Annotated in this window: 12 protein-coding genes and 1 pseudogene; 2 read left to right on the top strand and 11 right to left on the bottom strand. The window is 60.0% G+C overall.

Translation table 11 applies throughout. The features are described from left to right. Positions 1 to 184 precede the first annotated feature (184 nt). From PMI26_RS00470 to PMI26_RS00515, 10 genes are read right to left on the bottom strand one after another with little or no spacing between them, the layout of a single operon-like run. The gene (locus PMI26_RS00470) at positions 185 to 691 is read right to left on the bottom strand and encodes a hypothetical protein (RefSeq protein ID WP_007980844.1); all 507 of its coding nucleotides are present in this window, start codon (positions 689 to 691) and stop codon (positions 185 to 187) included. Positions 692 to 695: 4 nt separating this feature from the next. Further along, positions 696 to 1433 (bottom strand): hypothetical protein, encoded by a 738-nt coding sequence (locus PMI26_RS00475; protein WP_007980843.1) that lies wholly within the window; start codon positions 1431 to 1433, stop codon positions 696 to 698. A gap of 34 nt (positions 1434 to 1467) precedes the next feature. Then, positions 1468 to 3012, bottom strand: coding sequence for an SUMF1/EgtB/PvdO family nonheme iron enzyme (locus PMI26_RS00480; protein ID WP_007980842.1), 1545 nt, complete (start codon positions 3010 to 3012; stop codon positions 1468 to 1470). After that, complete coding sequence (locus PMI26_RS00485; protein WP_007980841.1) at positions 3002 to 4225, bottom strand: ABC transporter permease; 1224 nt, start codon at positions 4223 to 4225, stop codon at positions 3002 to 3004. Before PMI26_RS00485 ends, PMI26_RS00480 begins: the two co-directional genes overlap by 11 nt. Further along, a complete protein-coding gene (locus PMI26_RS00490) occupies positions 4209 to 4910 on the bottom strand; it encodes an ABC transporter ATP-binding protein (protein WP_007980840.1) in 702 nt (233 codons plus the stop codon). Before PMI26_RS00490 ends, PMI26_RS00485 begins: the two co-directional genes overlap by 17 nt. 10 nt (positions 4911 to 4920) lie before the next feature. After that, a complete protein-coding gene (locus tag PMI26_RS00495) occupies positions 4921 to 6912 on the bottom strand; it encodes a vWA domain-containing protein (protein WP_033048513.1) in 1992 nt (663 codons plus the stop codon). Next, a complete protein-coding gene (locus PMI26_RS00500; RefSeq protein ID WP_007980838.1) occupies positions 6912 to 7931 on the bottom strand; it encodes a hypothetical protein in 1020 nt (339 codons plus the stop codon). The genes PMI26_RS00495 and PMI26_RS00500 overlap by 1 nt, the downstream gene beginning before the upstream one ends. Positions 7932 to 7934: 3 nt before the next feature. Then, the gene (locus PMI26_RS00505) at positions 7935 to 10646 is read right to left on the bottom strand and encodes a putative virulence factor (RefSeq protein ID WP_007980837.1); all 2712 of its coding nucleotides are present in this window, start codon (positions 10644 to 10646) and stop codon (positions 7935 to 7937) included. Next, positions 10643 to 13714, bottom strand: coding sequence for a virulence factor SrfB (locus tag PMI26_RS00510; protein ID WP_007980836.1), 3072 nt, complete (start codon positions 13712 to 13714; stop codon positions 10643 to 10645). Before PMI26_RS00510 ends, PMI26_RS00505 begins: the two co-directional genes overlap by 4 nt. Positions 13715 to 13720: 6 nt before the next feature. Beyond that, positions 13721 to 15070, bottom strand: coding sequence for an SrfA family protein (locus PMI26_RS00515; protein WP_007980834.1), 1350 nt, complete (start codon positions 15068 to 15070; stop codon positions 13721 to 13723). Positions 15071 to 15336: 266 nt separating this feature from the next. Here PMI26_RS00515 and PMI26_RS0130030 point away from each other — a divergent pair. Next, positions 15337 to 16545 (top strand): annotated as a pseudogene (locus PMI26_RS0130030) (aldose 1-epimerase family protein). A gap of 6 nt (positions 16546 to 16551) precedes the next feature. Here the strand turns inward: PMI26_RS0130030 and PMI26_RS00520 are convergent. Beyond that, complete coding sequence (locus PMI26_RS00520) at positions 16552 to 18045, bottom strand: YifB family Mg chelatase-like AAA ATPase (RefSeq protein WP_007980830.1); 1494 nt, start codon at positions 18043 to 18045, stop codon at positions 16552 to 16554. Between the two features lie 272 nt (positions 18046 to 18317). Here PMI26_RS00520 and PMI26_RS00525 point away from each other — a divergent pair, with 272 nt between their 5' ends. Further along, complete coding sequence (locus PMI26_RS00525) at positions 18318 to 18596, top strand: type II toxin-antitoxin system RelE/ParE family toxin (RefSeq protein WP_007980828.1); 279 nt, start codon at positions 18318 to 18320, stop codon at positions 18594 to 18596. Positions 18597 to 18603 lie beyond the last annotated feature (7 nt).

Genomic DNA, 18603 nt, shown 5'->3' with positions numbered 1-18603 from the left:
AAAGTTGCCGCTGGCGCCGTAATACAGATTCTCGACGTTGGCACTCAGGGTGTAGCTCGCCAGGTCGGTCCAGACCGTGTCGCTGCCGGCATCGGCAAGCTCGCGCATCCCTGATGACCCGCTGCATGACGACAATTCCTGAAAAAGTGCAGGCATCCGTCGGGATGCCCTGCGGGGTGAAAAGTTACTCTTCGTAGCCGAGGCTGAATTGCAGCTGATTGACCTTCTTCTGCAACGCTTTGAGCTCTTGCTGCTTGGCCGCCAGTGTCGCGGGTGTTGATTTGGTCGTTGGCGCCGCTTGTGAAGCCTTGAGCTGCTTCTCGAGGTCGGCAATCTGCTTCTGCACCTGGGCTTCATTGCCCCGCCGAGCCTTGAGCGAGTTCAGCAGTTGCGCCAGCGACTGATTCAGCGCCGCCTGGGATTTCTGCTGGCTGGCCAGATCAGTCTTGGTGCTGAGCTGCTGGGCCTGAATGTTCTCGTACACCTGACGGAACATTGCGTTTTGCTGACGGGACTCGCTCAGGGCCAGCTCCTTCTGCTTGACCTGATCGCTGTAACCACCGGAGTAGTCGCAGTTCATCTTGGTCAGCATGCTGCTGTCGCGATTGGTCGCATCGCACTCGCCAGGCTGGGTCGCGCAACCGCTCAGGGCAAGGACGGCAGTGATGACCATCAGTTGTCGTAGTGTCATGTGCTTAGCCCAGGGTGATTGCGGAGCGTTGGCTGTACAGAGCGTCGACTTCTTTCTGCAAGGAGACGACTTTCTGGTTCATTCTCTGAATGTTCATGTCCACCTGCCTGATCTCGGCGCTGGTGCCTTGTGAACGCTCGGCGTCTGCCACTTTGTTGTACTCGGTGACTTTGGTACGCATGTTGGCCAGGTCTTTACGCAGACGCGCGATGTCCGAGTCGATCCCGGCGATTTGTGCCTGAGCCTTGCTCTTGTCGACTTTCTTGTTGGCGATGTCCTTTTTGATCTGGGCAATTTGTGCCTGGTCATCATTGATCACTTGCTGAGCGGTCGCGGTACGGGCGATCACCTTCTGCGTGTCTTGTTCGACGTCGCTGTTCATCTTCGCCAAACGGGTGGTGGTGTCGGCGTATTCGGCGCGACGTTGATCCAGGTAATAGTTCGCGCCCATGGCCACGCCACAGGCGGTAATGCCGGCGGCGATGACGCACACGGTTTTGTTGCTGCTGTTGGACAGCGCGCAAGCGAGGATACCGACACCGGCGCCGACGGCGCAGGCCTGGTATCCGGACTTGCTGAAGAACTCTGCGTCATTGCCTTGGGTCAGGCGCGGGTCGGCACCGTCGCCTTCGCCTTCGCCGAGCATAGAGCTGCCGGTATTGGCGCAACCGGTCATTAACAGGCTGCCGGCGACAACGAAAGCGATCTGTAGCTTGAAGCGAGTCCAAAGGCTGCGCGACATGGTGAAACTCCTACGTAACGGTGTTGACGCGTTGTTATTGAGTGACGGTTTTGCAGCTGGTCAGCCAGGCTCCAGTGTCGATTTTCTGTTTTTGCAGAAATGCCTTCTGATTGGCCCAGTGGGTGCGCAAGTAAGGTTTCAGGTCTTGCAGCTGTTTGTTACGGGTGAGGATTTCTTCCATTACCGGGACTTGCGTTTCAAGCAGTGGCTGGCCGTACAAGGTAGCGGATTCCACCAGGCTGCTGGCGTAGTAACGGCTGAGTTTGTGCAGGCGATCCTTTTGCTCCGCGAGTTTGCCTTTACGCATTTCGCAACTGGCGTCTTTGTCCGCGCTTTCGCAATTGAGCTTGTAGTTCTTTTGCAGGAAGTCCACGTACTGGCCGTCGTCGAGCATCTTGGTGCAAAGGAACGCACCCAGGTTGAGACTGGCGCGAATCGCCTGATCGCGGGTTTCTTCCTGCTGCTGGTTGCTGGCGCGCAGCTGGTTTTCCAGAGCCTGGAGTTTTTCCTTCAGCGCTTTGTCTTCGACGCCCGAGGCGAGGCTGTTCAGGGATTGTACTGTGCCTTTGTTGGCGGATTCGGTTTCCTTGCTGCCGGTGCCGAGTTTCTTCCAGCTGTTTTCAATGCTGGCGACCCGTTCGCGAGAGGTGAGGGTCGGGGAGACCAGCACCAGTCGCAGGCCGGTGGTCTTGTTTTTCACCTGGCCTTCAGCATTGTAATATGGCTCCTCCTTGCGCAAGGCGGTCCGCAGGTCGGCCTGCGCGGTCAGGTAGTTGCCGCCACGGACGACGTAGCCGCCGGCCTGCCCGTGCTGGCGGTCAAGTTTGTTCAGGCGAAACGGCTCGAACATCATTTCGTCGACGTTGCCGAGCATGTCATGCAGGCCCAGCGGGTTGGGCTTTTGCAGACCGGTCAATTGCACTTTGCCGTTGGACGATTGTGCCCCGGCGAACCACTCGTAGGCGTTTATGCCTTCTGGCATCGGGTAGTGCGTGTCGCGGAATTCAGCAGCACCGACTTCCAGCCCGCCGCGCGCGGCGAACTCCCACTCGACTTCGGTCGGCAGCCGCAAGAAGCCCTGCGCGCCGTCTTCCTTGGGCAGCTTGCCGGCGGCGTTTTTGCGCAGCCACAGGTTGTATTTGTCGGCGGCGTCGATGGCTTGCACCCAGCTCACCGCCGTTTGCGGCACGCGCATCTTGGTGGCGGCGGTGGGGCAGGTTGTTTCGGTCAGCGCGGCGTATTGCAACTGACTCATCTCGTACTTGGCCATCAGGTAGTAGCGGGATTTTTCGTTCTTGGCCCCGGTAAAACTGCCGGCGATAAAGGTCGGACGGGTCTGTTCGACGTAGCCGTATTCCGCACCGTCCTGGCCGATGTTGATCGGATAGTCGTCGAGCGGACCGGCGACCGGGATGAACACCTTGCGGAACACCATCGAGCCTTCGCAAGGCATTGGCAGCACCACGTCGGAGGCGTCGGGCATCGGGTTGTAATATTTCTCTTCCCAGCCCGCCGCCGAGGTGTCGAGCACGTAGCCGAGGCTCAGGGGCAACAGCAGGCCAAAACGTTTATAGCTCACGCAGACTCTCCGCAGGTTGGATGTTGATGGCGCGCAGTGCGCCGATCACGGCCACCAGTGCAGCGACCAAAAAGGTCAGGAGCAGGGCGGCCAGGCCATGCCAGACAGTGATGTGGCAAACAAAGGTGCCGGTGGCCTGGCTGCTGCCGAGCAGGTAGTCGAACAAATGACTGCCCGCGGTATAAAACCCCAGCCCGCCAACGTAGCCGACCAGGCTCAGCAAGAGCGCTTGCAGGACCACGAAGCCGCCGACGGCCCTGCGTTTGAAACCCAGCAGACGCAGGACCGCCAGGCTTTTGCGCTTACGGTCGATGTTGGCCAGGAACGCGCCGACCATCGACGCCACACAGCCGATCAGCGCCGCCACGGCGATCACACTGAAGATCAGCCCCAGCACATGGTTGATGGCTTTGACGTTGTCGATGTCGGCCAGTCGGCTCGAGGTTTCGATATGTTGTTCGTTGAGCCAGCGTTCCAGCGATGCGACCTGATCGATGTCGCGCGCATACACGCGGGCGCGGGCATACAGCGGTTGCAAATTGCCCTGAGGCTTGCCGGTGGCGATACCGAACGCACTGACCTGATAACCGTCGCGAAAGCGCTCCAGATCCAGCAACAACGGCGGAGCAACAAACCCGGCCGCGCGACCGAAACGGGAGCCGTCGAGCACGGCCAGTACCGTCAGCGTCATTTCGCCACGTTCATTGACCCCATCCAGGCGGCGCAAGGCCCGCAGTTGCACGCTGTCGCCGACCTTGGCCTGCAAGCGTTGCGCGGCGCTGGCGCTGAGGATCACTTGATTGCCGACGGGGTTGAGTGACGCCAGGTTCAGTTGCGGGTCGCCCGGCTCGGTGGCAATGATTTCCGCACCTTCGACAAACCGTTGCATGCCGATCAGCAGGTCAGCCTGGGTATTGAGCGAGCGGGTCTGGCCGAGGGCAAAACCAGTCTCGGGGCGTAGGCGTAAACGCTCTATCCAGGCCGTGTCGTAGTTGCCGTTGCTGAGCATCTTCACTTCAAGGTTGCGCGGGTCGCGCAGCAGTTCGTCCTGCAGCTGGCTGACCACCCCGTGCTTGAGCCCGAACAGCAACAACAATGGTGCGATCACCGCCACCAGGGAGGCGGCGATACACAGCGAGACCTTGCGGTCGTGCCAGAGGTCTTGCAGCGCCAGTGAGCCCAGCAGGTGCAAGCGATCAATCCATCGGTTCAAACAGAGTCTCTCCCTGATGGCTGACAGCGCCGAGTCGAGGCAAGCCGAAAACCTTCAGCAAGGCCCAGTCATGGGACACAACGAGTGCACTCAGGCCCATGCTCGACACCAGGCTCAACAGCAACTCGAACAAGCGCCGGGCACTGTGAGGGTCGAGCGCGGCGGTCGGCTCGTCGGCCAGCAGCAGCAGCGGTTCATGGGCAATCGCACGAACGCAGGCCACGCGCTGGCGTTCGCCGATCGACAGGGCCTGAGGTTGTTGATCCAGCAACCCTTGCAGGCGCAACACGTCAACGGCGTGGTCGATGTGCTCGCTCTTTGCCGGCATCCCGAGTAAACGGCGCGGCAGGCTGATGTTGTCACGCACACTCAGGAACGGCAGCAAGCCGCCGCTCTGCAAAATGAATCCCAGATGCCGTGAACGCACCGCTGCAAGAGCCGGCTGGTCGTCAGCGGCCAGCAGCTGGGCAATATCCTGAGCGTGCGTCGGGCCCAGGCGAAAGCGCTCGAGTTCCACCGGTGCGAGCAACAGGCCGATGGCTTCGAGCAACGTGCTTTTACCGCTGCCGCTCTCGCCGGTGATGGCGAGGATTTCTCCGACGCCGACCTGTAAGTTCGGTAGTCGCACGTGATGAGCCTGTGCGCCTTCACCACGGCGCACCAGCAGGTTCTTGATATCGAGCATGGGCGTCTCGTTAAGGCATCATTTCCAGTGGTACGGGGTAGACGTTGTCCCGCGCATCACTGTCTTTGGCTAAAGCTACCCAACGGTCGACATCGGCGTTGTAACGCTGGTAATGCCGCAGTTTGGTGTTCAGCGTGCGGATGAATTTTTCTTGTGCCAGACCGTCCCAGCTCTTCCAGGTCTCTTCATCCAGGTTCAGCACTTCACTCTGATAGGGCAGGTCTTCGAGGTATTCACCGAGGACGCCCATGTCCGCCAGTTTGGCGCTACTGTTCTGTTTGAGCTGATTGGGATCGGCGCCCATGGTCGCTGCCACGGAACGCAGGCGATCGAACATTTCCGTCGGTGAAATCAGGCCTTCGTTGGCGGCATCGAGAATCTGCTTCATCACGTCGCTCAAGTCGCTGAGCTGTGACTTGGTCAGCAATACCCGCACGTCGGTGGTCGGGATGTTCTGCTTGATCAGATCGCGGTCGGTGATCCACGCCTTGAACACTGGTGGGGCTTTGCTGTTGGTCTTCTCGCCGAGATAGGCGAGTTGCATGGCGTGGCCGATCAGCGCCGCGTCTTCGAGCATTTTCTTCTCGGCCGGATCCTGCTTGGCGTTCGCCGCGCTGCCGATGGCGTCTTCGCCCATATAGGCGGCTTTCACTTGTGTCGTGATCGCCCCGGCCAGAGCGTCAACCTTGCGCCCGAACTCCTGCACATCGCCAGCGTTCACCGGGTAGTAAAGCGAGGTGTTGGTGCCAGGGTAGGTCGACAGGTTCTTGTATTGCGCTTCAGCCTTGGCGTGGTCCTTGGCTCCGGCCGGGGTTTTCAGGTGCAGGGTGTAAATGGCCACGCCCGGGTTGGCGGCTTCGATTCGCACCTGTGCGGCGCTCAAACCGGTTTTCGACAGCTTGTCGTCGCCTTCGATGGCACCCGCATCGGTGATCAGCACCACGTAGCGCGCGCCGAACTGGCTCCAGTCGACCTTGTCGATACTCTCCATGACGCCGGCAAACGAGTCTTCATCGAAGCTGCTGCTCGACACGGTGGCCTGTTTGAGGTCGGCGATCTTGGCGAAAAAATCGGCGCTGTCTTTCACCTTGGTAGGGTCGGCGTACATCTTGGTAGTGTATTCCAGGCCCGGCACCGCTTGGGTGTTGGAGCGGAAAGCCACCAGGCCGAACTTGACCTGCTTGCCGAGATTCTGCGCTTCGATCTTCTGGTAAACCTTGCGGATCGCCTCGCGGGTGCGGTCGATGTAGGGGTCCATCGAGATCGTCGAGTCGATAACAAATACTACGGCCGCACTGAATTCCTTCAGCTGGTTGGCCTTTTTCTCTTCGGATTCCTTGCTGCCGGCAGCGCTGTTTGCAGCACCGCCCTTGGCGTTCTTGTCATCCGGCTTGCTGACGGAGGCGACGTTGAGCAGGCGCGTGCGAAAACCGCTTTCGGTCATGACTTCTTCGCCACTGAGCACCGGCAGCAGGTAGAACTGCTTTTGCAGGTCGACGAAGTATTCCGGTTCTTCAGCCAGTACGCCCGGTGCTTGCTGGCCCTTTTTCAGCGTGGCCCGCAGCGGCGCGACTTTGCTGACCGGGTCCGGTGCATCAAGGATGCCCTCGACGGTGGCGCGGTCCTTGAAGAACAGCAGCCGGTCGCGGTTGGCCGGGTTGGTGAAGGCCAGCGTCAGCTGCATCTTCCAGTCGGTGGTGCAGCTGGCAGGCAACCAGCCAATGGTTTTGCCGTAGCTGTCGGGGCCGACTTTCAGCCATTCGACGTTCTTCGCTTGCGCACGTTCGTACACATAAAAGCGGCTGAAGACCGGTTGTGCGTCACCTTCGGCCCCGCCCGCCGTCGGGCTGATTTTGCAGCCCGGTGTGGTCAGCACCCGTTGAAACAAGGTCTTTTTACCGGCCTGGATCAGCGGTTTGTCATCGGCCTGGGACAGCGGGCTAATGCACAGCGCGAGCAAGGCGGCACCGCTCAGCAGGAATCGACTCAGGGGTGAACGCATCACTTCTGCAACTCCTCGAAGCGCTGCTTGGCTTCGGCGTTGTTCGGGTCCTGGGTGAGGATGGTTTCATACCAGTAGGCGGCGGTGGCGTTGTCCGCAGCCGGGAAGCACTCGCTGGCCTTCAGGTATTTTGGGTCGTATTCGCGGGCATAGGCGTTGGCGATCAACGTATCACCGGCCTGGGCACGGTTGGCGTACAGACGCTGGGCGACGCCGCAGTGTTTACCGGCCTTGGCCTGGTTGATGATCTCCAGCAACTTCGCACTGTCGGGTGCGGCCTTGATGCAGGTCTGGACGAAGGTCAGTTCGGGCAGGCTGTTCATGCTGTCGAGGGTGCAGGCTTGGGCATCTGCGCCGGCTGGTGCGGAACCAGCGGCTGTGGCCACTGGAGCAGGCGTCGGGGTGCGCTTGTAGAACCAGAATCCGGCGCCCGCCGCCAGCAGCAACACCACAATCAACAGACGGATCAGGCCTCTGTTGCTTTTTTTCACCGGTGCGGGAGGCGGCGTATAGGCGGGCTCGGTGAGTACCGACTCCAGCTCCACTTCTGGCTCGGTGGTGGACAGGGTTAGCTCAGGCAGCTCTGGGATCTCCGGTGCCGGTGCGCTCGGCGCCGTCAGTTCGGCACCGCCGTAAGTCGAGCGTGTCTGACCGCCAGCCGTGGACGGCAGCACGCCAACGCCTGGGCGAACCACGCCTTTGTCGGTGTGGCCTTGGCTCTGTTCGCGCAGTTCGATCTGGAATTGCGAGTTGGCGCCGCCTTCCAGCAACGGGTCGACCACCTCCGGGCCGACCTGCGTTTCCAAAGCTTCGCCGTTGGCCGTGAGGTTGAAACGCGAGACCTTGAACCAGAATGGATTGTTGCTCCAGGCCTTGCGGTCCTGGAGGTAAAAACCGTCCTGGTTGCGCTGAATGGAAAACTCCAGCTGTTGCTCACCACCCTGCCATTTCTTCACAGTGAAACGGGCCTGGCCAGGCACATTGGGCTCTAACGCGAGCAGGTCGACACGAATTGGCATTGCTTATCTCGCTGTGAAGGCTGTGAGCACGTGGCCCAGCCGTTCGTTCTGTTCAGGGGTAATTTCACGTCCGGCACCATGGCCGGCATTGTCTTGCGTGATGTAGGCCAGGCCCGAGAGCCAGTCGCCGAGATACAGCTGTGCCTGATTGGCTGGTTGCGCCGGCAGCACCGGCACTTGTCCCGGGCCAATGTCGGCATAGAACGAAAACAAAGGCGCCTTGGCTCCGGCGCGGCTGTTCGGACGCTCGTTCACCGGCTTCTGGAGGTAGCCGAACCAGGATACGAAATCACGCAGAACACGTTGCACTTCCAGTACCTGGCGCTCGACCAGTTGATCGCGTCGCGCGCCACTTTGTGCGCGCTTGAGGACGGCGCGGCTCAGTTGCCCCGGCAAGTCCTGGCGATAGCCGGCGGTGATCAGTTCATCGACCACCGCTTCCAGCAAGGCCTTTTCAAGCCCCAGCAGGTTGAGCAGACTTTGCCGGGTGGTCAGTTCACGCAGGTGCGCGATCCAGGCCTTGAATGCCGCTTTGGCAAAACGGTGCTCGTTGCTTTGCAACTCGGGCGCCGGGGTGCCGGTTTTGATGCTGATCGGCGCATCGTGGCTCAGGTCGTCACTGAAATCGAAATCGAAACCGGCGTCGTTGCCATATAGGCTCTGGCTCGGTGTCGGGGCAGCCGGTTCGTCTTTCACGACGGACTCGTCATCGGTTTCGTACACACCGCTGAGATACAGGTCGCGGACCTCTTCGCTCGGTATGTCGAGTTGATCGATCAACTCACCGAGCACCGCCGGACGACGGCCGAGGCCCGTCAGGATCATCTGCGACTTGGCTTTCTTGGCGGCTGCGGCGCCGTCGCCGTCGGCGTGGTACCAGGTGCTCAGGCCGTGAGTGGTCAGGCCTTCGAGGCATTCGCTCAATTGCTCGCGGATGCGCTGCAATTTGAATTCGATATTGGCCACGCCTTTGAAACTGCCGCTGAAGTGGCTGATGCCACCGTCATCGTTGCGCAGCATTTCTGCCCAGGCGTTGGCCGGGTTCTTGATGTGTTTGCACACCAGAGCGTTGCTGGCGAAGCTGGTGCCCAGCGCGCTGACACGTTCCTGATAGATGGCATTGAGGCCGGTTTCTGCGCCGGTCGCGTCTTGCCCGATGAACGCCGCGTCCATACGCGGTTTGCGCACCAGGTAGGTGTTCTGGAACGGTGTGCCGGCCCAGTCGTTCATCCAGCTCAGGCTGCCGAAGCGCTCCAGCATGGTCAGTTTGACCATACCGTTCCAGCTCTCGTCGTACTGATCGGGTGTCAGGCTGAGAGAGTTGGTAATGCGCAGGTCTAGCATGGTCAACGCCCAGATCAGGCCGGTGTCGCGTTTACTGCGCGCGGCTGAGTCGGCGCCCTGGGTCTTTTCGATCCAGCGGGTCAGCACCGGGCCCACGTCGTTGACGTCACTTTGCTTGGTCGTGCCTGTGCAGACCACCAGCGCGTTCATTTCCTGGTTGTCGGTATAGCGTTCGAACAGATAGGCAACCTTGCCGCGCAGGATCAGCTGGGAAACCGAGTTGTCCTTGGCGGTGGATTGCGGGTCGTGGGAATCGGCGATCTCGTGCAGTTTCTGGCGTCCGCGATAACCGGGGAAGTCCAGCAAGTCGACCTGATTGACGATGTCATCCACCGGCGCTTCGATCAGGCGAAAGGTCATTTCGGCGGTCAGTGCCGCCAGTTGCGCGACGGGAACCGCCTGACTGTTTTGCAGCCGATCGCCCACTAGCGGTCGAACGTCGATCGGTAAATCCAGCGGGCTGCCGAAACGTTCGAGGATATCGACGTTCATGATGCTGTCGCGCTGGCTGTAGGTGTCGTTGTCGAAGCTCACCAAGGCCTTCAGCGGTGCGAACACCGTCTCGGGCAGGCCCAGCTTGTGCAGAGCGCCGGCCAGTTGCTGGTACACGCGGGTCAACTCGCTTTGCTCACCCCAGAGGATCGAAAACAGCTCGGCTCGTTCCTGGAAATTCAGGCGTGGCACCAGTTGCAACGCTGTGGGCCAGTACAGGTGCTCAAGTTTTTTTACCGAGTTGCGGAAATTGTCGCGCAGGTAATCCCACAGCGACACCAGATCGTCGGCATTGACCCCCGTTTGCAGCGACCCGGTTTCGCGGCCTTCGAACGGTTTGAGCACGCGCTGGATGCGATCTTCGTCGATCTCGTAGGAAATCCGTTCAAGGTCGAAATCCTTGAACCAGGCGTTGGCGAGAATCTTCGCCAGCTCGATTTCCTTGAACAGCGTAAGTTCTACCGGGAATTCCTTGTCCTGGCTTTCCGTCGCCCGACGGCTGAAGCGCGTTACCAGGCCAGTGGCTTCCTTGCCACCACCCACTGGGTTGATGTGCTTGATGAAGTCCAGGCGCTGGTCGCCGAACTCGGTTTCCAGCTTGCCGTTCTGACCGGCGGCGAGGGCCGAAATCAGGTACGACTTGCCCGCCTGGGACAAGCCGAAAAAGCCAATGGTCATCGGCGTACAGGCCACGCGACCGAGGCTTTGGGCCAGGTTGCGGGCGCGGTGCAGGCGGATGTTCAGGTTGTCGGCTTCGCTGTCCAGGCGCGGCGCATTGCCGCGCGTCTGGCCAATCCAGTCCAGCGCCTGACCGGCGCCTTCATAAACAGCGGCCCAACTGGCAGAGAGCTGAGTTTGATCGGGGGTCAGATCGTTCATTTGCGTTTCACACTTCCACTGTCGAGCCAGTACTTGGTCTCGCTCAGGCCGGCGTCGAGCATGGTGTTGAGTTCCAGTTCGAGGTCGCTGCGCGGGTTGAAGTTGACGTTGTTGCTGTTGGATTCGATGTCGCGAACCGAGAGACGGTCGCTGACCAGATCCTGCTTGCGCGTGTATTTGTCCGCCGGTTTGACCTCGAACCGCACCTTGAGCATCGGCGCGCTGCCGTTTTCACCGATTGCGCGGGAAAACTTCTCCCGACCAGCCTTGGTGAATCGCAAGGTATACAGCGGCGAGGCGGCCCAGCGGTCGGTGGCCAGCTGGCGGAAACCGAGGCGCAGATCGCCGCGCATTTCCAGCTGGGGTGTGTCGGCGGCATCGCCAACGCCAACGCCAATTTCCGGCAGCTTGATTTTGTAATCTTCGGACTGGATGTCGCGGTACAGCACGTCCGCATCCTTGATCACGTTGTTCAGGTCGATGACGCCGATGTGCTTGACCGTCGAATACGGCTTGAGTGCCGAAGCACGGAAGTAGAAGTTCGGCACGCTGTGGTTGGCGCACAACAGGCAGAGCATGGCGCCGACCGAGGCGGTGCTTTTCGGGTCGTCGATCCGGCCGTTCTTGTGAAACGGATACCAGCCGCCGGTGCGGTAGTTTTGCAGCGCCAGAATGCGTCCCGGTGGCAGTGGCAACACCTTGCGAATGAACGCCTGGATGCCAGGCAGGCGCGAAGGACGGCCGGTCAGCAGCAAGACATCGCACGGGTACTGCGCGGCCACCTCACACAGCGCACCTAGGATCTTGGTGATGTTGATCTGGTCGTTGAGGAAGGCGGCGTGGAGCTTTTGCAGGTCGAAGCTGATTGGTGCCGCATTCAGGTCGAAACCACTCTGACCGCCGACATCGCGGCGCACGGCAGCATTGACGTAGTCAAGCACGCTCTTGCTGATCGCGTTGTCACCGAGCAATTGGCGGTAGCTTTGCGGGGTGACTTCTTGTGGGACCTGCGGATCGTAATGCTCGTACGCCTTGAGCAGCGCCAGGCCCAGTGGTGCGAACACCTGCAGGTTCAATTGTTGACGCAGGATCATGTCCTGGGCACTGACCGATTCATCGCCACACAGCCTTGACATCAGCGAGTCCGGGGCTTTCACGCCAGCGTTCTGCAAGGCCTTCTCGAAACTTGGCAGGATGAAGTCCTGAATCACGTCCAGCAAGATGTCGTCGCCGGCCACCTTGAAGCCATCGCGAAAACGCTGCTCGGGCACGATGTGCACGTTGCTGCCGCTGCCGGTATTTCCCGCACGGTCGAGGCGATAGTCGGTGATCACCAGGTCGGTGGTGCCGCCGCCGATGTCGATGGTCGCGAGGGTGATGCGTTGGCGATCGGTCTTGTCCGGTCGGGCGATGGTGTCAAAAAACTCCTCCGGGTGACCGGCGAAGTTCTCGTTGACCTCGGTGTACAGGTACACCAACTGGCCGCAGGACGCTTCGTCCCATTCCACGCGGATACTCGGGATCGGCGTGCGAGGGCTGACGGCCTGATCCTGATGTGGATCTTCCTCGCCGGCATGCCAGCCGAGGCTTTTCCACACCAGGCCGATGGCTTGCAGCATGCGTTCGTTGAGGATGCTGCGCTCGGCCTGCGGCATACCCGGCGGCACGGTCAGGGTAACGCTGTTGAGTTGGCGCGGCACGCGGGTGTGCCCCTGGCGCGAGCGCTGGGCCGGGCTGTTGATTTGCGACAGCGCCTGGGCCAGCACTTCGGCGAGCATGAAGGTCATCAGCGAGCTGCGTGAGTAACGCGGCATGAACACCGGCAGGCGATCGTCTTCTTCGAGGCTGTAAAGCGCCTCGCCGGTTTCGTTGATCAGATGCGAGAACGGCGCGGCGGTGGCGTACGGCTCGTTGTCGGTCTTGATGTACGAGCAGTTGAAACGCCAGCCGTGGCCATAGGCGTTTTCGTCCCACAGATAGCGTTTCGGGCTGGACAGGCCGGTGGAGCCTTCGGTACCGCGACGACGGCTGGCCAGACGGCTGGCCTCATTGCCGACACGGGCAATCGTTGCCCATTGGAACGCGTCGTGACGGCCGCTCTTGACCGAGCAGTGGTCCTTGCCGAAGTACGGCTGCGCGAATTCCACGCGGCTTTCGAACGGCAGATTGTAGGTGTGTTCGGGGGTGATCAAGTCGCGCAGTTCCAGCACGTAGTTCTGCTTCAGCCCGGAGCCGGCCTGGCCGTGGTTTTCGATCAGGATGCCGCAGGTGCGCGAGTTGCCGACATCCAGCACCAGGTCCACCGGAATCGGTTTGACCAGGCCATTACTGTCGTTGGCGACCACTTTCAGCTCGGGGATTTCAACTTTCGCCCGGGCCGTCGACTGCTGGGCGGCTGACGGCGTGCTCAACAGGCTGAGTAAGTTAAGGTAGTGCGCCAGGTGATAGCTGGCGCGAATATCGGTGTCCAACTCTGCGCGCGGACGGTGGGCATTGCCCTCGTTGAACACTTCCAGCAACCACTCGTTGACCCACGGCTGCGCCAGGAACCAGCGGGTTTCGCTGGCCTTTGTCGCCAGTTTGAAAGACACACCGGAGCTCATGTCTTCTTCGTTTGGCGCCAAGTAAGCAGTGCCGTCACGCTTGGGCATCACGCGGCTGTCGAAGGCCATTGTCAGGCGGTGGGTGTTGCCGTCGATGTCGGGTGTCGCCAGTTTCACCAGACGCATGCGCGACCAGTTGGTCGGACCTTCATCGAAGCGATGGGGCGGCATGAAGCGGAAAAACGGGATCGGCAGCCAGATACCGTCGAGCAATTCGAGGCTGCTTTTCATGTCGATGCTGAACGCAGGTTTGGCTTTTTCAACCTTTTCCGGTTCGGGCTCGTAGAAAAAGAAGTCTTTCTCTTCGTTGTACGCCAGGCGGCAGATCAGCCCGCTGATCATCGGAGCGAATTCGCCGGCCGGTTCCTTGCGGGGATCCAGGCGCAGGGCGAAATCCATGAACTGGATGCCGGTGTCGCAGACCAGCGTGACGGTGTCTTCGAATTGAGTGACTTCAGGCAACATGTCGGGTTATTCCGTTTTCTCGGCAGCTTGCCGCATGGACATGGGGAATTGTTCTTTTCCGTAACCGCCAGTGCAGTCCGCGACCGTGGTCGCCCCTGGGCGGCAGTTGACCTTGGGCATTTCGTAAGTGCTGCCATCGCCGCACACGGCCTGGCCTTGGCTGTCGATGGCCAGGCTGCCACCCTTCATGGTAGCGCTTACCGGTCCGCTGCATTTGGAACCGTCGGCCTGGTGTACGGTGACTTGGCCCTTACCGTCCTTGAGCTGGTATTCCAGACGCAGCGGTTTGCCGGTCCGGCGGTCTTGTATCCCGGCGCCTGCGTTGTACTGACCGTCGAGGAACTTGGCGGCACCGTCGGCGGCGTCTGGCGGGATGCTCAGGGGAGGGCCGGCTTTTGCGGCTGCGGATTTTTCGGCCTCGGGCGATGTGACATCCGGCGGCGCGGTTTTGTTTTCGGCTGCCGGGTCTCTGGCTGGGTCTTTGCTCAAGTCGGCGGGTGCTGCGTCAGCCTCGTTGCCCTCGACGGCTGGCGATTCCACGCCTTGGGCTCCAGTCACAGCGGTGCCCGTTCCAGTGGTGGAGCCTATAACTGAGCCTGTCACCGGAATGCCATTGAGCGTCGTGACATTGCCGGGCAGTTGCGGCTCTTCCAGTTGTTTTTCCACCGGAACGATGCCCTCAGGCAGCAGGTCCACCGCCACTAATGGAATCGGGACGCAACCGCGCAGGCCGAGCAACAGCCACAAAAGGAGCAGCAGGAGCGGCAGCAGCAACAGCCACCACCAACGACGCCACCACGGACGGGCCACCACGGGCACGACGGGTGGAACAACAGGCGCTTCGACTACGGGTGGCAGCGGCGGAACCTGATAGAGGCAGTGCAGGGGATCGCGATTGAGGTCGGTACCGGCGTGCTCGAACCCCCAAAAAGTCAGCACCGGTTTGCCTTGCACCAGGTAGACGAAGTTTTCGTCGGGGATATGAATGACGCGCTTGAGCAACTTGCCGAACACGGCTTTATCGCCTTGCTGCTGTTCGCCGGAATCAGTGCCCAGGAAACGCTGGCTCAATTCCTCGAGTGCGATCTTCAGGGCTTCAAGTTGGCGGCGGGCAGGGGCGCGTTCTTCTTCTGTCGCACTGCTCCACGGAATCACATCGCCGTCGAAGGCGCTGTACCAATCGATCTGATTGCCGAGTTCATCGCTTTGAGGGATGGCCAGATGATCGACCAAATCGGGGTTCTTGCGGCGAATGGCTTCGCGCAATTGCAGGGCTGCCCGGTAGACCGGTTGACCTGTTTCGCCGAGGGCAGTGAATGACCCGCTCTTACCGCTGCGTAATAGTGCCCCGCGCATTCAAACTCCATACGATCCGTTGCGCAAAAATGACAGACAAAACTGTCTGTACCTGCTCCTGCAGTTAGCGGGCGACCTTAATGCCATAATGATATCGCCATCAATCTGCCAGAGGCTCAAACCTTATGAGACTAACGTAAGCGCGCGGAGGTTGCATAAGGTCAATTTTAATTGGCTTGGGAAGGCTCGGGTGTAAGCTTTTTTAAGCTGATGAATCGTTTCATCAGCGCTATAAAAAATGCACAACTCCAAGAAAGGCTTTCCCCATGATCTCGCTCAAACTCCTCGTCGCTCTTGCCGCGCTGTCCGCCTCCCACGCCATGGCCTGGGATTACGTCCTGCTGACACCGACAAAGCCGCCCAGAGCTGGCAGATCACCAGCCAGCAACTCGGCATAAAAACCGACAAACCCTTCAGCGTTGCCCTGCGCACTTTGCACGGCGGTCGGCAGGAGGGCGTCGGCATCGTCGACATCGATAACGGCACGATGAAACTTTCGGTAGTGCCTACTCGCGGAATGAACGTCTTGCAGGCCTCGGTCGGCAGTGTGCGCATGGGCTGGGATTCGCCGGTCAAGGAAGTGGTCAACCCGTCCTTCAGCGAACTCAGTGGCCGCGGTGGCTTGGGCTGGCTCGAAGGTTTCAATGAGCTGGTCACCCGCTGCGGCTACGAAAGGGTCGGTCATCCCGGCATGGACTACGGTGAACTGCTGACCCTGCACGTCCGCGCAGCCAACATTCCGGCCAACAAAGTCACCCTGCACATCGATGACAAACCACCATACGCCATCAGTCTGCGTGGCGAGCTGAAAGAGCGGGTATTCAAGAAAGTCGACTTTTCCGTGGCGACCGAACTGGTCATCGAACCTGGCAGCGTAGTGTTCGCGCTCAACGATACCCTGACCAACAACGGCGACTATCCGAAGGAATACCAGGCGCTGTATCACAGCAACTTCAGCACGCCGTTCCTGGAACAGGGCGCCCACTTCGTTGCGCCGGTGAAACAGGTCTCACCGTTCAACGACAAAGCCAAAGGCGATCTGCCAGATTGGCAAACCGACCGCGCACCGACCAAGGACTACGACGAGACGGTTTACAACGTGGTGCCGTATGCCGATGCCAAGGGCTATACGTTGACCGTCTTGCACAACAATGGCGGCAGCCTGGGGGCGGTCGGGTTTCAATACTCAAACACTGCCCGTGTTCTCTGTATGGAAAAACACTGATACCCAGGGGCAGGACTATGTCACGGGGCTGGAACCGGGAACGAGTTTTTCCTACAACCGCCGGTATCAGCGGCCACTGAACCTGGTGCTGACGATTGGGCCGAAGGAACAGAAGCAGTTCCGGATCAGTTACGGCTTGCTGGCGGATAAAGCAGCTGTGGATTAGGCGTTGAAGCAGGTGAGCGAGACTCAGGGTGGGCGGGAAGCTGAGATGCGGCAGACGCCGTTGGTTGATCTCACCAAGGGGTGACGCTGACTAGAGTGTTGCCGGCCGATATTGCAGCGCTTCGGCCAAGTGTTCACGGGTGATACCATCGACTTGCTCAAGGTCCGCCAAGGTGCGAGCAACCTTGAGCAGCCGATGGGCCGCTCGCAGTGACAAGGTCAGCCGTTCACACGCCGTTTCCAACCAGGTTTCGTCAACTGTGGATAACTTGCAGTGTCTGCGCAGGCCCGGCAAATCGAGGAACGCATTGGCACAGCCTTGGCGCTTTTGTTGCCGTTCTCGTGCATCGGCAACCAACCTGGCGGCGGTGGCAGTATCGTCGTCGGGATTCAACGCAGGATTTAACGCCGTGGCTTCGCGTGCAACCGTAAGGTGCAGATCGATACGATCGAGCAGCGGCCCCGACAGTTTGTTGCGATAGCGCTGCACCATGTCCGGCGTACAGGAACAGCGGCCGTTCGGTTCGCCGAGATATCCACAGGGGCAGGGATTCATCGCTGCGACCAGTTGAAAGCGCGCCGGGAAGCGTACGCGGTCCTTGGCGCGGGAAATCACTATGTGGCCGGACTCCAGTGGCTCTCTCAATACCTCCAATACCTTGCGATCAAATTCCGGGAGCTCATCGAGGAACAGTACACCGTGGTGGGCGAGGGTGATTTCGCCCGGTTGTGGTTTCGAGCCGCCACCCACCAGTGCCGGGCCGGAGGCGGAGTGATGGGGTTGGCGAAACGGTCGTTGCGGCCAATGACTCAATGGCACACAACTGGCGACTGATAGAATTGCCGCAACTTCCAGTGCTTCACTCTCGGCCAGTGGTGGTAACAACCCCGGCAGACGACTCGCCAACAATGTTTTTCCCGTCCCCGGCGGTCCGCTGAACAGCAAGTTATGAGCCCCCGCAGCCGCAATCAACAGCGCACGCTTGGCCGCCAGCTGCCCTTGCACCTCATTCAGGTCGGGATAAGGTTTGCTGGCGCAGAGCAGTCCATCGGAAGCATAAGGCTCGATCGGTGTATGCCCGTTGAAATGTGCGACGGCCTCCAGCAAGTGGTCAACGGCAATCACTTTCAGTCCCGACGCCAGGCACGCTTCCTCAGCGTTCGCCCGTGGCACCATCAGCCAGCGCCCGGCCTTGCGTGCCGCTAACGCCGCGGGCAACACCCCTCGAACTGCCCGTACCGCACCTGACAGGGCCAACTCCCCCAAACACTCCACGTCATCCAGTGTCAGCGTCGGCACCTGCACGCTGGCCGAGAGAATCCCCAGGGCAATCGCCAGATCGAAGCGCCCGCCATCCTTGGGCAAATCCGCCGGCGCCAGATTCAGCGTGATCCGTCGCGCCGGAAATTGCAGCCCCGAATTGATGATCGCACTGCGCACCCGGTCCTTGCTTTCCTTCACCGCCGCCTCGGGCAGGCCGACCATGGTCAGGGATGGCAGGCCGTTGGCCAGATGAACTTCTACGGTGACGGCGGGTGCCTCGACGCCCACCTGGGCGCGGCTGTGGACTATGGAGAGGGACATGGTCGTTCCTTGAGCTAAACGGGGGCCGCTTCCTGCGGGTTTTTGAAGGGTAGTTGTGTGTTGGTGTTTTCGCGTGACGGCAGGGGTAGGGAAACTATCGCAGGATATTGCCTGCGCTGAAGTGCGAGACGATCAATGAAGGCTTTGAGGAGTCGAGCAGGTAGTCCTTTTCCTAAAATGTTGAAAGGTCACTGAGAGTCACGCCCTCTTGGTTGCATTTGGCAAGTCAGCTTATACACTCAAGATTAATGCATAACGTTAAGCTTTAAATTATGATCGTTAGCTTTAAGTGTTCTGAGACCGAGTACCTGTTTCGCAACGGTAAGACCCGTATGTGGTCAGCCATTCTGAGCGTCGTGGAACGAAAGCTGACGATGCTTGATGCTGCTGCCGTGTTGATAGACCTTCGATCCCCGCCGGGTAATCGCCTGGAGGCGCTGGAGGGGAATCGAAAGGGTCAGTACAGCATTCGTATCAACGCTCAATGGCGAATTTGCTTCATTTGGGGTCCTAACGGACCAGAGAATGTCGAAATCGTCGATTATCACTGAGGTGAGT

This window comes from Pseudomonas sp. GM33 (assembly GCF_000282295.1).
In the GTDB taxonomy this organism is placed as follows: Bacteria; Pseudomonadota; Gammaproteobacteria; order Pseudomonadales; family Pseudomonadaceae; genus Aquipseudomonas; species Aquipseudomonas laurylsulfatiphila.
This window is presented reverse-complemented; position numbering and strand designations above follow the sequence as displayed.

Bases quoted from the DNA above. Each gene is read 5' to 3' on its own strand.
- PMI26_RS00470 (WP_007980844.1), bottom strand. From the start codon at position 691: ATGACACTACGACAACTGATGGTCATCACTGCCGTCCTTGCCCTGAGC.
- PMI26_RS00475 (WP_007980843.1), bottom strand. From the start codon at position 1,433: ATGTCGCGCAGCCTTTGGACTCGCTTCAAGCTACAGATCGCTTTCGTT.
- PMI26_RS00490 (WP_007980840.1), bottom strand. From the start codon at position 4,910: ATGCTCGATATCAAGAACCTGCTGGTGCGCCGTGGTGAAGGCGCACAG.
- PMI26_RS00495 (WP_033048513.1), bottom strand. From the start codon at position 6,912: ATGCGTTCACCCCTGAGTCGATTCCTGCTGAGCGGTGCCGCCTTGCTC.
- PMI26_RS00500 (WP_007980838.1), bottom strand. From the start codon at position 7,931: ATGCCAATTCGTGTCGACCTGCTCGCGTTAGAGCCCAATGTGCCTGGC.
- PMI26_RS00505 (WP_007980837.1), bottom strand. From the start codon at position 10,646: ATGAACGATCTGACCCCCGATCAAACTCAGCTCTCTGCCAGTTGGGCC.
- PMI26_RS00510 (WP_007980836.1), bottom strand. From the start codon at position 13,714: ATGTTGCCTGAAGTCACTCAATTCGAAGACACCGTCACGCTGGTCTGC.
- PMI26_RS00515 (WP_007980834.1), bottom strand. From the start codon at position 15,070: ATGCGCGGGGCACTATTACGCAGCGGTAAGAGCGGGTCATTCACTGCC.
- PMI26_RS00520 (WP_007980830.1), bottom strand. From the start codon at position 18,045: ATGTCCCTCTCCATAGTCCACAGCCGCGCCCAGGTGGGCGTCGAGGCA.
- PMI26_RS00525 (WP_007980828.1), top strand. From the start codon at position 18,318: ATGATCGTTAGCTTTAAGTGTTCTGAGACCGAGTACCTGTTTCGCAAC.